The sequence below is a fragment of the Saccharothrix saharensis genome (genome assembly GCF_006716745.1).
GTDB lineage: Bacteria > Actinomycetota > Actinomycetes > Mycobacteriales > Pseudonocardiaceae > Actinosynnema > Actinosynnema saharense.
The window spans coordinates 2956935-2970703 of record NZ_VFPP01000001.1 but is presented as its reverse complement, the minus strand read 5'-3'; the positions used below and the strand labels follow the sequence as shown (position 1 = coordinate 2970703).

Sequence of the window (13769 nt, the reverse complement as noted above, 5' to 3'; positions counted from 1 at the left end):
GAGAAACGACAGGGCGACCTCCGCCTTCGAACCGCTCAGGTGACTGGGTAGGCGTTGGCAGTAGCGGGGTGGTGTCTGGTTGTTCTTTGAGAACTGCACAGTGGATGCGAGCATCTTTGTGGCAAGTTATTAAGGGCACACGGTGGATGCCTTGGCACCAGGAGCCGATGAAGGACGTAGGAGACTGCGATAAGTCTTGGGGAGCTGTCAACCGAGCTGAGATCCAAGAATTTCCGAATGGGGAAACCCGGCCCCAGTCATGTGGGGTCACCCATACCTGAACACATAGGGTATGTGGAGGGAACGCGGGGAAGTGAAACATCTCAGTACCCGCAGGAAGAGAAAACAACCGTGATTCCGTGAGTAGTGGCGAGCGAAAGCGGAAGAGGCTAAACCGTATTCGTGTGATACCCGGCAGGGGTTGCGTGTACGGGGTCGTGGGACTTACTGGCTAGTTCTGCCGGACTGGCAAGGAGTCATAAAATGTCGTGGTTAGCGGAACGCGTCTGGAAAGCGTGGCCGTAGAGGGTGAAAGTCCCGTACGTGAAAACCCGACATCTCCTAGTGATGTTCCCAAGTAGCAGCGAGCTCGTGGAATTTGCTGTGAATCTGGCGGGACCACCCGCTAAGCCTGAATACTCCCTGGTGACCGATAGCGGACTAGTACCGTGAGGGAAAGGTGAAAAGTACCCCGGGAGGGGAGTGAAATAGTACCTGAAACCGTGTGCCTACAATCCGTCGGAGCCTTTAGGGGTGACGGCGTGCCTTTTGAAGAATGAGCCTGCGAGTTAGTGCTGCGTGGCGAGGTTAACCCGTGTGGGGTAGCCGTAGCGAAAGCGAGTCCGAATAGGGCGACAGAGTCGCGTGGTCTAGACCCGAAGCGGAGTGATCTAGCCATGGCCAGGGTGAAGCGTGGGTAAGACCGCGTGGAGGCCCGAACCCACCAGGGTTGAAAACCTGGGGGATGAGCTGTGGTTAGGGGTGAAAGGCCAATCAAACTCCGTGATAGCTGGTTCTCCCCGAAATGCATTTAGGTGCAGCGTCGTGTGTTTCGTGCCGGAGGTAGAGCACTGGATGGTCTAGGGGGCCCACAAGCTTACCGAAATCAACCAAACTCCGAATGCCGGTACGTGAGAGCGCGGCAGTGAGACTGCGGGGGATAAGCTTCGTAGTCGAGAGGGAAACAGCCCAGAACGCCGGCTAAGGCCCCTAAGTGTGTGCTAAGTGGGAAAGGATGTGGGGTCGCCCAGACAACCAGGAGGTTGGCTTAGAAGCAGCCACCCTTTAAAGAGTGCGTAATAGCTCACTGGTCAAGTGGTCCTGCGCCGACAATGTAGCGGGGCTTAAGCACACCGCCGAAGCCGTGTCATTCAGAGTTTGTCTCTGGATGGGTAGGGGAGCGTCGTTCAGCCACTGAAGCTGCAGGGGAACCTAGTGGTGGAGGCTGGACGAGTGAGAATGCAGGCATGAGTAGCGAAAGCAGAGTGAGAAACTCTGCCGCCGGATGACCAAGGGTTCCTGGGCCAGGCTAATCCGCCCAGGGTAAGTCGGGACCTAAGGCGAGGCCGACAGGCGTAGTCGATGGACAACGGGTTGATATTCCCGTACCCGTGTGAACGCGCCCATGGCGAACCTTGTGATACTAACCGCCCGAAGCCCGCTTCGTTCCTTCGGGAACGTGGTGACGTGGAGCGCGGGACCTGAACTTGTAGTAGTCAAGCGATGGGGTGACGCAGGAGGGTAGCTCCGCCAGTGAGTGGTAGTACTGGTGTAAGCGTGTAGGCCGTAGCATAGGCAAATCCGTGCTGCATATAGGCTGAGACGTGATGCATAGCCGATTGAGGCGAAGTAGGGTGATCCCATGCTGCCGAGAAAAGCCTCTAGTGAGTGTTCATGCGGCCCGTACCCCAAACCGACACAGGTGGTCAGGTAGAGAATACCGAGGCGATCGGGCGAACTGTGGTTAAGGAACTCGGCAAAATGCCCCCGTAACTTCGGGAGAAGGGGGGCCGAGGGATTTGAAGCCCCTTGCGGGCTAGGATTTTTCGGCCGCAGAGACCAGCGAGAAGCGACTGTTTACTAAAAACACAGGTCCGTGCGAAGTCGCAAGACGATGTATACGGACTGACGCCTGCCCGGTGCTGGAACGTTAAGGGGACCGGTTAGCTCTTCGGGGCGAAGCTGAGAACTTAAGCGCCAGTAAACGGCGGTGGTAACTATAACCATCCTAAGGTAGCGAAATTCCTTGTCGGGTAAGTTCCGACCTGCACGAATGGCGTAACGACTTCTCGACTGTCTCAACCACAGGCCCGGCGAAATTGCATTACGAGTAAAGATGCTCGTTACGCGCGGCAGGACGGAAAGACCCCGGGACCTTTACTATAGCTTGGTATTGGTGTTCGGTTCGGCTTGTGTAGGATAGGTGGGAGACTGTGAAGCTGTGACGCCAGTCATGGTGGAGTCGTCGTTGAAATACCACTCTGGTCGTACTGGATGTCTAACCTCGGTCCGTGATCCGGATCAGGGACAGTGCCTGGTGGGTAGTTTAACTGGGGCGGTTGCCTCCCAAAGGGTAACGGAGGCGCTCAAAGGTTCCCTCAGCCTGGTTGGCAATCAGGTGTCGAGTGCAAGTGCACAAGGGGGCTTGACTGTGAGACCGACGGGTCGAGCAGGGACGAAAGTCGGAACTAGTGATCCGGCCATGGCTTGTGGAAGCGTGGTCGCTCAACGGATAAAAGGTACCCCGGGGATAACAGGCTGATCTTGCCCAAGAGTCCATATCGACGGCATGGTTTGGCACCTCGATGTCGGCTCGTCGCATCCTGGGGCTGGAGTAGGTCCCAAGGGTTGGGCTGTTCGCCCATTAAAGCGGTACGCGAGCTGGGTTTAGAACGTCGTGAGACAGTTCGGTCCCTATCCGCCGCGCGCGTAGGATACTTGCGGAAGGCTGTCCCTAGTACGAGAGGACCGGGACGGACGGACCTCTGGTGTGCCAGTTGTCCTGCCAAGGGCATTGCTGGTTGGCTACGTTCGGAAGGGATAACCGCTGAAAGCATCTAAGCGGGAAGCCTGTTCCTAGATGAGGTATCCCACCCTTTGTGGGTTAAGGCCCCCAAGAGACTATTGGGTTGATAGGCCGGAGATGGAAGGTCGGTAACGGCTGGAGTTGACCGGTACTAATAGGCCGAGGACTTGTCACGAAGACGCTACGCATCCACTGTGCGGTTCTGAAAGAACCGAACCGGACCATCTGGTCGGGCACGAGAGTGTCTGGTCGGGTGCCTACGGGTTGGTAATTTCATAGTGTTTCGGTGGTCATAGCGGTTGGGGAACACCCGGTCCCATTCCGAACCCGGTAGTTAAGCCTTCCAGCGCCGATGGTACTGCACTCGTGAGGGTGTGGGAGAGTAGGACGCCGCCGAACATAACTTCGCCTTCAGGGGCACTCGTTCACCCGAGTGCCCCTGAAGGCTTTTTCGCGTTCCGTCGGAATCTTCCACGTCACTGCGAACCGTCACTATCCGGCGGCTTCCACCGCTATTCGGGCGACGTGTCACTCGCGAGCGGGTGACGCACCGTTGACCACTCTTGATCGTCCATACGGTAGCCGGCATGAGCACCACTGGATGGACGAGGGAGGCGCCAGTGCCGTGGCGCATGCGCAGACGGTCCGGCAGACGGTCCGGCAGACGATCCGGCGGACGGTTCAAGCGGACGGGCAGGCATTCGCGTACCCACCCGTCCGCTCAGGACACACCGATGTGGGCCTCTGTGGTACTGGGCCTGGTGGTCCTGATCTCCTTGATCCTGCTCTTGCTGACCTACGTGTAGCGCCCAGCCCGGATCACTCGACCGGCTTCAGATCACCGGTCGGAAACCGCCGCTCGTTGCGCTCGATCTTCGCGAACGCCGCCTCGATCAGGTCCACGTCCAGCTTGTCGGCCAACCGCACGAGGTAGTGCACCACATCGGCCAGCTCGTCACGCACGTTCCACGCGAGTTCCGGGTCTTCCATCGCGTGCGCGGCCTGCTCGGGCGTGAGCCACTGGAACAGGTCGGTCAGCTCCCCGACCTCCCCGGACAACGCCATCACGAGGTTCTTCGGGGTGTGGTACTCGTCCCAGTTCCGCGCCGCGGCGAAGCGGCGCAGCGCGTCCCGCAGGTCCACCAGGCCCCTGCGGCTCTCATCGGGTGCGTTCATGCCCGCACAGCTACCACACGGTGGTCACTGGGACGCACCCCGCGCACCCGTTTGAACGCCGTGCTGAACGTGAACCCGTCCGCATACCCCACCGCCCGGGCCACGGACCCGACCGTGGCGTCCGGCTGCCGCAGCATGTCCGCGGCGACGTCCATGCGCCACTGGGTCAGGTAGGTCAGCGGCGGCACGCCGACCAACGCGGTGAACCGCCGTGCCATCGCCGCCCGTGACACCCCAGCGCGCGCTGCGAGGTCCGCGACCGTCCACGCGCGCTCCGGCTCGTCGTGGATCGCCCGCAGAGCCGGTCCCACGACGTCGTCACCCAACGCCCGGTACCACGCGGGAGTGTTCGCCTCGGGCCGGTCGAACCACTCGCGCAACGCGTACACCAGCAGCAGCTCCAGGAGCCGTTCCAGCACGATGTCCTGACCGGCCTGGTCCTTCGCCACCTCCGCGGCCAGGACGTCCAACGTCGGGCAGTGCTCGTCGTCGCACGGCACCACCACCGCCGCGGGCAACGAGTTGAGCAACCGCGTCGCCGCGCCGCCGTCGACGGAGTAGCCGGCGGTGACCACCAGCGTCTCCCCCTCGGCGTCGAGCCCGTACGTCCGGGTCCCCACCCGCCACCGCTCGCAGTCCGGCGCGCCCACCTCGACCTGCGGTTGCGTGGCCGGGTCGTCCGCCAGCACGAACCGCAACGATCCGCGGATCAGCCCGACCGAACCCGGTCTGAGCAGGACCCGGGAACCGTCCTCGGCCAGCAGCCACGTCTCGCCCCGCACCGCCATCACGAGCGTGAAGGGCGTCGTCATCGTGTACGCCAACGACCACGGCGGCGACGCGAACGAGCGGCAGATGTCGGCACGTTGCGCGCGCACGCCGCGCAGCAGGTCGGTGAGAGCTTCCGCGGTGGCCACGTAGACGATTGAACATGCATCCGGGACGGTGAGCCATGTTCCGTCCAGCACGATCTTGATTGTCTGGTGGCATGACAATCCTGGTTCTCGGAGCCACCGGCAAGACCGGTCGCCGCGTCACTTCCGCTCTCGACGCCCTCGGCGTCGACCACCGTGCCGTGTCCCGCCGCACGGACGTCCGCTTCGACTGGGCCGACCAGTCCACTTGGGCCGCCGCGCTCGAAGGCGCCACCGCGGTGTACCTCGTGCCGCTCGCGATGAACCTGGACGACGCCGAGGTGGCGGCGTTCGTGCCGCGGGCCGTCGAGGCGGGCGTGCGGCGCATCGTCCTGCTGTCGGCGCGTGGCATCCCGGAGGACGACGGCCGGGAGCGCGCCGTGCGGGAGTCCGGTGTGGACTGGACGATCCTGCGGCCGACGTGGTTCTCGCAGAACTTCAGCGAGGACTACTTCCTCCCGGAGGTCCTGTCCGGCGAGGTCACCCTCCCCGGCAGCGGTGACGGCGCGCACCCGTTCATCGACGCACAGGACATCGCCGACGTGGCGGTGGCGGCGTTGACCCAGGAGGGGCACGCGGGCGTCGCTTACGAGCTCTCGGGCCCGGAGGCGTTGCCGTTCGGCGAGGCGCTGGCTCGGATCGGCGACGTGTCGGGCCGCAAGATCCGCATCAACGACGTTCCCGCGGCCGACTACACCGCGATGATGGTGCAGGGCGGCATCGAGCCCGCCTACGCCGAGATCCTGACGATGGCCCTGACCGCGATCCGCGCCGGCCACGACGCGGCGCTGTCCGATGGCGTGCCGTCCGTGCTCGGGCACGAGGGGCGGCTCTTCGACGACTACGTCAAGGCAGCGTCCGCCGCCTGGTCCTAGGCCACGCGGTCCGGTCCTAGGCCTGGGCGAGCACGAACAGGTGCTCTTCGTCGGGTTGGCCCTCCCGGTCGGGGGAGAAGACGGTGCTGCGGGTGTCCAGCACCGTCAGGCCGGCCCGTTCGACTCGGCTGATCAGATCGGGTGCGGCGAAGCTGGTCAGCCGCACGGTGTGGCCGAGGAACGGCACCACCAGTCCCTCGACGTCCATCGGCACGGTGATCAGAGCCAGCACGCCGCCCGGCTTCAGCCAGCGGGCGATCCCGGCCAGCACGGCGACGACCTCGTCCCGGGTCATCTGGAGGAACGGGAAGAACGCGCACACCGCGTCCCAGCTCGCGTCCTCCGAGTCCCACTCGCGGATGTCGGCGTGCACGAACCGGGCGTCCGGCACCTGCTGCCGGGCGATCTCGACCATGGTGGCCGACACGTCGATCCCGACCACGTCGTGCCCTGCCGCCGCGAGGTCTTCCGCCACCGGACGGCCGGTGCCGCTGCCGATGTCGAGCACCTTGGCGTGCGGCGGGAGGCGGTCGAGCAGCAACCGCACCGCCTCGTCCACGGCCGGCGTCCGACCGAACGCCTCCTCGTAGCCGTGGCCGACGGCGTCGAACAACTCGGCGGCGGTAGCGGGCTGGTCGGGGTTGGGCTGGTGGTCCACGGTTACCTCCGGACGAGGGTGAGGTTCGGTCGGCCGGACCGGCCGGGCTCGCCCCGACCGGGCAGAGCGGTGAGCACCAGCCCGAACACCAGCCCGTTGAGCTCCTCCACGTCCAGCAGGAGCTCCCGGGCGATGCCGTGCGGTGTGGTGCCCTGGGCGCGCAGGGCCCGGAAGACCTTGGTGAGCAGCTGGGACGTCTCCCGCTGGACCATCCCCGCGGTCCGGCGGGCCAGGTGCGCGCACACGGTCGCGTGCTGGGTGCGGCTGAGCAGCCCCAGGTCGAGCAAGCGGTGGGCCAGCAACGACGGCGACACGTGCCACGTGCCGCTGTGCGCGACGACCTGCTCGGTGACCGGCCCGCGCGCGACACCCGCCAACAGCCCCGCCCGGGGCAGCAGGAACGCGGTCGCGAACGTTTGCGGGTCGGTCACGCCGGTCAGCCGCCCCAGCTCGCGGGCCGCGTCGAACCTTGCCTGGTCGGGTGACGCGGTCGGGTCCAGGAAGACGTACGGGGTGCCCGCGTGACGGCACGAGAACGGGCCCGCGCCCGCGCAGTCGGGCGGCAACGAGAAGACCCGGACGCCGTGCGCCTCCAGCAGGTGGACCAGGTTCGGCGCCGGCCGGTGCGGGATGCCCCACCGGGCGCGCACCACCTCCGCCGCCGTCTCCGGGTCGTCGTGCTCCCACGCCGGCAGGTCCGGTTCCGGGAAGGTGAACGCCCTGGTCAGCCACCCGTCGAAGCCGATGGCCAGCCGGGCCGCGCCGATCGCCGCGTCCTGCTGCCGCTTCGCCGCGGGTGTGGCGAACTCCACCTCGACCTCGGGCACGTCGTCGGCTTCCAGGAACCCGGGCGGGAAGCCGAGGGCTTCGGTCAGCCTCGCCGTCGTGGCCGGTCGTGGCCGGCGGCGGCCGTGCTCGTAGTCGCCGATGCTGGCCGGGCTGGTGCCCGCCTTGCGCGCCAGCTCCACCGCGGTGAGGCCGCGACGGGTCCGGGCGAGCACGAGGCGGGAGGGCGTGAGCATGATCGCGCCATTCTCGCACTCGCCTACCGGCGCGGCGTGACGGTGACGTCGACGTTCTCGGGGCCGTGCTCGCCGCGCGGCGCGGGCAGCGGGCCGAACACCAAGGGTGGCAACGTGATCCGGTGCGCCCACCGGTCCACGACCTGGCCCTGCGGCGTGGGCTCCGGCTGCGCCACCTCGCGCAGCACGACCAGCCGCTCGCCTTCCTGCCGCGGGTAGGTGACCAGGAACCACAGCTTCCACTCGTGGGCGTGCAGCGAGTCGAAGAGGGTGAACTGGTCGCGGTCGTTGCCGCGCATCAGGGCGGCGATGGCCGGGCCCTTGGCGTAGTCGCTGCGCAGGGGCGCGCCGGGCGTGCCGGTGTGGCGGTTGCCCTGGAGGGTGCCCAGCACCACCGGTCTGGAGGGGTGCTGGACGAGGCCCGCGTTCCACTTGTCGACCCGCGTCCACCCCTCGGCGACGAGGACCTCGCGGAGCCTGCCGACCCGGTGGATCCAGTCGAGCAGACCGGCTCCGTTGGTCGGCCCGAGCGGCGGCGCGGACGCCCGCGCGTCGACCCCCGCCCAGATCGCCTCGTCCAGGTGGTCGACGCGCAGGCCCAACTCGGCGAGCTGCGCGTGGTGCTCGGCGGTCAGCTCGGTGGCGTTCGACATCCTCATGCCCGGCACGGTAGCCGCGACCACCGACAGTTCCGCCGACTCGTGCGCCGGCGCAAAGGTGACACGATGGGGGCGTGGACGTGCGGATCAGGAACAACGTGGTCGTGACCGGCAACCCGGACGGCCCGGTCGTCGTGCTCGCGCACGGGTTCGGGTGCGACCAGGCGATGTGGCGGCTGGTCGTGCCCACGCTCGCCGAGACCTGCCGCGTGGTGCTGTTCGACCACGTGGGCGCGGGCCGGTCCGACCTGTCCGCGTGGAGCGAGCGGCGTTATTCGACGCTCGACGGGTACACGCGGGACGTGCTGGACATCTGTCACGAGCTGGACCTGCGGGACGTGGTGTTCGTGGGCCACTCCGTGTCGGCGATGGTGGGTGTGCTGGCCGCGGTCGCGGAGCCGGCCACGTTCGCCAAGTTGGTGCTGGTCACGCCGTCACCCCGGTACGTCGACGACGTCGATGCCGACGGCGGCGGGTACCGCGGTGGGTTCAGCGCCGCCGACATCGACGAGCTGCTGGACTCGCTGGAGAGCAACTACCTGGGCTGGTCGGCCGCGATGGCCCCGGTGATCATGGGCAACCCGGACCGGCCGGAGCTGGGGGAGGAGCTGACCAACAGCTTCTGCCGCACGGACCCGGAGATGGCCCGCGTGTTCGCCCGCACGACGTTCCTGTCCGACAACCGGGCGGACCTGGCGGAGGTGACCGTGCCGACGCTCGTGCTGCAGTGCCGGCACGACGCGATCGCGCCGCCCGAGGTGGGCGCGTACGTCCACGCCCACATCCCCGGCAGCACCCTCGTCACGCTGGAGGCCACCGGCCACTGCCCGCAGCTCAGCGCCCCGGAGGCCACCGCCGCCGCGATAGCCGGGTTCGTGGCGGGGTCGCCGTGACGGGTGACCGCGAGGCGTTCTCGGCGTTGTTGGAGGACAGCGCGGACGACCTGTACGAGAACGCGCCGTGCGGCTACCTGTCGACCATGCTGGACGGGCACATCGCGAAGGTGAACGGGACCCTGCTGCGGTGGCTGGGGTACGCGCGCGAGCAGCTGGTGGGGCGCAAGCGGTTCGCCGACCTGCTCAGCGTCGGCGGGAGGCTGTACCACGAGACGCACTTCGCGCCGTTGCTGCGGATGCAGGGCGAGGTCGGCGGGGTGGCGCTGGAGCTGGTCGCCGCCGACGGCACGCGGCTGCCGGTGCTGGTCAACTCGACCGTGAAGACCGGCGGTGACGGCGAGCCGCTGCTGATCCGCACCACGGTGTTCGACGCGAGCGACCGGCGTGCGTACGAGCGGGAGCTGCTGCGCGCCCGGCAGCAGGCCGAGCGGGAGCGCGACGAGATCGGGCGGCTGGCCACCACGTTGCAGCGCACCCTGCTGCCGCCGGTGCTGCCCGTCGTGCCGGGCGTGCAGACCGCGACCCACTACCACCACGCGTCGCCGTTCGAGGTGGGCGGTGACTTCTACGACCTGTTCCCGCTGGCGGACGGCCGGTGGGGGTTGTTCCTCGGTGACGTGTGCGGGAAGGGCGCCAACGCCGCGGCGGTGACGTCGCTGACCCGGTACACGCTGCGTTCGGCGGCCGTGTACGACCCCGACCCGGCCACCGTGCTGACCAACCTGAACAGCGTGCTCATCCAGGAGCGGGACGGCGAGTACTCGCGGTTCTGCACCGTGACGTTCGGCGTGCTGGCCGTCCACCCGGACCGCTGCACCCTCACCCTGGCCGCCGGCGGCCACCCACCGGGCCTGCTGCTGCGCGCGGACGGCACCGCGTCGTACGTGACGATCCCGGGCGGCCAGCTGATCGGCCTCCTGCCGGACGCCCACGTGGCCACCACCACCGTCCACCTCGGGCCCGGCGACACGTTCGTGCTCTACACCGACGGCCTGATCGAAGCCCGGACCGGCCCGGACACCCGGTACAGCGAGGAGGACCTGCTGGACTTCGCCTCCACCCTGCCGCCGACCACCCCCACCTCCGCCGTCACCGCCCTCGTGGACCTGCTGGACCGCCTCGGCAACGGCGTCGAAGACGACACCGCCATCCTGGCGATCGGCGTTCCGGCCCGTTAGGGCTGCCCGCGGTGCTCCGGTGGTGCGAGCAGCGCCCGGCCCATGACCAGGGCGACGCTGGTGAGCGCGAACGGCGTGGCCATCAGCAGCATGAGCGTCCACGTGGCGGGCCAGGAGATGGTGCGGGCGTGCGCGGCGAGCGGTGCCGACGACACCCCGAGCGACAGGCCGCCGAAGGCGAACACGGTCATGAACAGCGACGACGTCCACGCGACGACGATCCCCGAGCGCAGCTTCCCGACTTCGTGGAGGTCGAGGTGTTCGACGGACACGTGACGTCGGACGGCGAGGAGGAAGGCGCCCGCCAGGACCACCATGACCACGCTCGTGCCGACCAGCGTCCAGCTGAGGAAGCCGAGCGCCGGGTACACGGGCGGCAGGTGACCGCCGAACAGCACGAGGAGCGGGACCAGCACCGGGCAGGTGGCGAGCAGCAGCAGGGCCACGTGTCGGCACCTCGTGCGGATCCGGCGCGCGTGCGGTGCCGGGACCCACAGGTACCGCGGCGGTAGGGGTGGTGGCGGGTAGTTCACGGTTCCCAGACCTGGATGGCACGCACGACGAACGGGGCGTCCGGCACGTACGTGCCCTTGCCCGGGTAGGTGGTGAACTCCGCCTCGGTCGAGCACGTCTCCCGCTGGTAGACCGACGTGTCCCTGGTCAGGTTGTTCACGAAGGACCGCGCCACGAAGCCGTCCGGCAGCGGGATGCACTCGCGGGGGTTCGCGGATTCCAGGTCCAGGCGGTGGGCCTCGCCGGCGTACCTCGTGCCCGACCACACGCAGAACTCGCCGCGGTCGCACGGGGGATCGGGCTCGGCCGTCGCCGTGCCGCTCGACGCCAGGGCGCCAGCGGTGAGTGCCAGCGCGGTCACGAGGCTGCGGGTCGTCATTCGGGACACCTCCACCGCTCCAGAGTGCTGTGGACGGCGGCGGTGCGCGGGCGGGGCGGCCGCCGTTCACCTGATTGTGTGGGCGGTTCCGGGTTTCGGCGCGGTGAGCCGGGCGGCGAGGCGGAGGGCGTCGTGCGGTGCGACGGCGTCCGTGTCGTTGTCGAAGTACACGTACACGTCGCGGTCGGTGGCCCAGTCGCGGATCTTGGCCGACCAGGCGTCCAGCTCGTCGTCGGTGTAGCTGCCGACGTACAGCGCCTGGTTGCCGTGCAGCCGCACGTACGCGAAGTCCGCCGTGACGTCTTCGAGGTAGGGGAACCGGCCGGCGGAGTGGGAGACGACCAACGCGATCCCGTGCGCGCGGAGCAGGTCGTGGAACTCGGGGACGAGGAACGTCGGGTGCCGGACCTCCAGCGCGTGCCGCAGCGGCCGGTCGGCGTCGGTCGTGGTCCAGGCGCGGTCCGGGGACAGGCGTTCGTCGTGCCGTTCGGCGAGCTCGGCCGCGGCGGTCGTGGTGCGGGGGAGGAGGTCGAAGAACGTGGTCAGGCGCTCGGGGTCGTAGGCCGTCGTCGGGGGCAACTGCCACAGCACCGGCCCGAGCTTCGGGCCGAGGGCGAGCACGCCGGAGGCGAAGAAGTTGGCCAACGGGACCTCCACGTCCCGCAACTGCTTGAGGTGCGTGATGAACCGACCGCCCTTGACCGCGAACCGGAAGTCGTCCGGTGTCTGCCGCGCCCACGCGCGGTAGCTGGACGGCCGCTGCAACGAGTAGAACGAACCGTTCAGCTCGACCGACGTGAGCAACCCGGAGATGTGCTCCAACTCCCGCCGCTGCACGAGGCCCTTCGGGTAGAACGCACCCCGCCACGTCGGGTACACCCAACCCGACGTCCCGATCCGCACATCACCCGTCACCTCCTCGAGGTACCCGGATGATCCCCGGCGTACCCCGTGCTTGACCTCCACCGCACTCGAAGGTGCAAGTTGGGCGCATGGACGACCGCACACTTGACGCCTACCTGGCCAGGATCGGCGCGACGCGCGCCGACACCCTCGTCGAGCTGCACGAACGGCACGTCGCCGCGGTGCCGTTCGAGAACCTCGACATCCACCTCGGCGAGGAGATCGTGCTCGACGAGGACCTGCTGGTGGACAAGATCGTCAACCGGGGGCGCGGCGGGTTCTGCTACGAGCTCAACGGCGCGTTCGCCGCGTTGTTGAGGGCGCTGGGGCATGACGTGCAGTTGTTGTCGGCCAAGGTGTTCAACGACGGCGCGTACGGGCCGCCGTTCGACCACCTGGCGCTGCGGGTCGGCGACGCCCTGGTCGACGTCGGGTTCGGGCGGTTCAGCTTGCGACCGTTGGACCTGGTCAGCCGGGCGGAACAGCACGACCCCGCCGGTGTGTTCCGGGTGGTCGACACACCGGACAAGGACGTGGACGTGCTGTTCGACGGCGAGCCGCAGTACCGCCTCGAACTGCGCCCGCGCACGCTCGACGAGTTCCGCGCCACCTGCTGGTACCAGCAGACGTGGCCGCGGTCGCCGTTCCGGCGGGGCGCGACGTGCTCGTTGCCCACGCCGACCGGGCGGATCACCATCGCCGGGAACAGGCTGATCACCACGAACGGCGACGAGAAGGTGGTCGAGGAGTTGGACGACGACGCGTTGCTGGACGCCTACGCCAAGCACTTCGGCGTCGTGCTGGACCGCGTGCCGCGGCTCAGCTGAGCCGTTCCGCGAGGGCCAGGGCGTCGAACGGCGCGGCCCCGCGCATGGTGTTGTCGAAGTAGACGACCACGTCGCGCTCGGCCGACCACGCCCGCACCCGGGACGCCCAGCGGTCCAGGGCCGGGTCGGAGTACGCGCTGACGTACAGCTCCTCGTCGCCGTGCAGCCGGACGTAGACGAAGTCCGCGGTCAGCTCCCGCGGCTCCGGGAAACGACCCGCCGACTCGGCGACGACGAGCGCGACGTTGTGCCGTGCCAACAACTCCAGCAGCTCCGGGGTCTCCCAGCTCGGGTGCCGGACCTCCAGCGCGTGCCGGACGGGCGGGCCGGGCAGCAGGTCCAGGAACGCTGCCAGCCGCTCGGGCCGCCACGGCAGCATCGGGGGCAGTTGCCACAGGACCGGCCCGAGCTTCGGCCCCAGGTCGAGCACCCCGGAGTCGAAGAACTCCGCCACGTCGGCGCCGACGTCGCGTAAACGCTTGTGGTGGGTGATCTCGCGATGTCCCTTCACGGCGAACACGAAGTCCTCCGGGGTGCGCTCGAACCACGACTTGTAGTCGGTCGGCTTGCGCAGCCCGTAGAACGAGCCGTTGATCTCCACCGTGTTCAGCCGTCGTGACAGGAACTGGAGTTCCAGCCGCTGCTGCAACCCGCGCGGGTAGAAGTCGCCACGCCACTCGGGATAACGCCAGCCGGACGTCCCGATTCGGATTTCACCCACGGTGACGATGTTGCCCATTGGAG

Annotated in this window: 13 protein-coding genes and 2 rRNA genes; 6 read left to right on the top strand and 9 right to left on the bottom strand. The window is 67.7% G+C overall.

The window, feature by feature from the left end; genetic code table 11:
• Window positions 1–119: 119 nt before the first annotated feature.
• Window positions 120–3200 (top strand): 23S ribosomal RNA (locus tag FHX81_RS12280).
• A gap of 107 nt (window positions 3201–3307) precedes the next feature.
• Window positions 3308–3424, top strand: a 5S ribosomal RNA gene (rrf, locus tag FHX81_RS12275).
• A gap of 420 nt (window positions 3425–3844) precedes the next feature.
• Here the strand turns inward: rrf and FHX81_RS12270 are convergent.
• Together FHX81_RS12270 and FHX81_RS12265 are read right to left on the bottom strand one after the other, a co-directional pair.
• Window positions 3845–4201, bottom strand: coding sequence for a nucleotide pyrophosphohydrolase (locus FHX81_RS12270; RefSeq protein ID WP_141977979.1), 357 nt, complete (start codon window positions 4199–4201; stop codon window positions 3845–3847).
• Complete coding sequence (locus FHX81_RS12265; RefSeq protein ID WP_141983907.1) at window positions 4198–5118, bottom strand: AraC family transcriptional regulator; 921 nt, start codon at window positions 5116–5118, stop codon at window positions 4198–4200. The genes FHX81_RS12270 and FHX81_RS12265 overlap by 4 nt, the downstream gene beginning before the upstream one ends.
• A gap of 71 nt (window positions 5119–5189) precedes the next feature.
• On the opposite strand from FHX81_RS12265, the gene FHX81_RS12260 reads away from it, so the two are divergent.
• Window positions 5190–5990, top strand: a complete 801-nt coding sequence (locus FHX81_RS12260; protein WP_211363473.1) for an NAD(P)H-binding protein — start codon at window positions 5190–5192, stop codon at window positions 5988–5990.
• Window positions 5991–6006: 16 nt separating this feature from the next.
• Here FHX81_RS12260 and FHX81_RS12255 read toward each other — a convergent pair whose 3' ends face one another.
• From FHX81_RS12255 to FHX81_RS12245, 3 genes are read right to left on the bottom strand one after another with little or no spacing between them, the layout of a single operon-like run.
• Window positions 6007–6648, bottom strand: coding sequence for a class I SAM-dependent methyltransferase (locus FHX81_RS12255; RefSeq protein ID WP_141977978.1), 642 nt, complete (start codon window positions 6646–6648; stop codon window positions 6007–6009).
• 2 nt (window positions 6649–6650) lie between these two features.
• Window positions 6651–7670 carry a helix-turn-helix domain-containing protein gene (locus FHX81_RS12250; protein ID WP_141977977.1) on the bottom strand — a complete coding sequence of 340 codons (1020 nt, stop codon included), beginning with the start codon at window positions 7668–7670 and terminating at the stop codon, window positions 6651–6653.
• A 23-nt stretch (window positions 7671–7693) separates the two neighbouring features.
• Window positions 7694–8329, bottom strand: coding sequence for a hypothetical protein (locus FHX81_RS12245; RefSeq protein ID WP_141977976.1), 636 nt, complete (start codon window positions 8327–8329; stop codon window positions 7694–7696).
• A gap of 74 nt (window positions 8330–8403) precedes the next feature.
• On the opposite strand from FHX81_RS12245, the gene FHX81_RS12240 reads away from it, so the two are divergent.
• Together FHX81_RS12240 and FHX81_RS12235 are read left to right on the top strand one after the other, a co-directional pair.
• Window positions 8404–9222 (top strand): alpha/beta fold hydrolase, encoded by an 819-nt coding sequence (locus FHX81_RS12240; protein WP_141977974.1) that lies wholly within the window; start codon window positions 8404–8406, stop codon window positions 9220–9222.
• Window positions 9219–10403, top strand: coding sequence for a PP2C family protein-serine/threonine phosphatase (locus FHX81_RS12235; protein ID WP_246107786.1), 1185 nt, complete (start codon window positions 9219–9221; stop codon window positions 10401–10403). The genes FHX81_RS12240 and FHX81_RS12235 overlap by 4 nt, the downstream gene beginning before the upstream one ends.
• Here the strand turns inward: FHX81_RS12235 and FHX81_RS12230 are convergent.
• From FHX81_RS12230 to FHX81_RS12220, 3 genes are all read right to left on the bottom strand, one after another.
• Window positions 10400–10849, bottom strand: a complete 450-nt coding sequence (locus tag FHX81_RS12230) for a hypothetical protein (RefSeq protein WP_141977972.1) — start codon at window positions 10847–10849, stop codon at window positions 10400–10402. The genes FHX81_RS12235 and FHX81_RS12230 overlap by 4 nt on opposite strands.
• Window positions 10850–10932: 83 nt before the next feature.
• On the bottom strand, window positions 10933–11295 hold the full coding sequence (locus tag FHX81_RS12225) for a peptidase inhibitor family I36 protein (RefSeq protein WP_141977970.1): 363 nt from the start codon (window positions 11293–11295) through the stop codon (window positions 10933–10935).
• A 66-nt stretch (window positions 11296–11361) separates the two neighbouring features.
• Complete coding sequence (locus FHX81_RS12220) at window positions 11362–12210, bottom strand: DUF72 domain-containing protein (RefSeq protein ID WP_141977968.1); 849 nt, start codon at window positions 12208–12210, stop codon at window positions 11362–11364.
• Window positions 12211–12287: 77 nt separating this feature from the next.
• Between FHX81_RS12220 and FHX81_RS12215 the strand changes: the two genes are divergently transcribed.
• Entirely contained in the window at window positions 12288–13025 is a 738-nt protein-coding gene (locus tag FHX81_RS12215) for an arylamine N-acetyltransferase family protein (protein WP_141977965.1), read from the top strand.
• On the opposite strand, the gene FHX81_RS12210 is transcribed toward FHX81_RS12215, so the two are convergent.
• On the bottom strand, window positions 13018–13755 hold the full coding sequence (locus FHX81_RS12210) for a DUF72 domain-containing protein (RefSeq protein WP_141983904.1): 738 nt from the start codon (window positions 13753–13755) through the stop codon (window positions 13018–13020). The genes FHX81_RS12215 and FHX81_RS12210 overlap by 8 nt on opposite strands.
• Window positions 13756–13769: the final 14 nt, after the last annotated feature.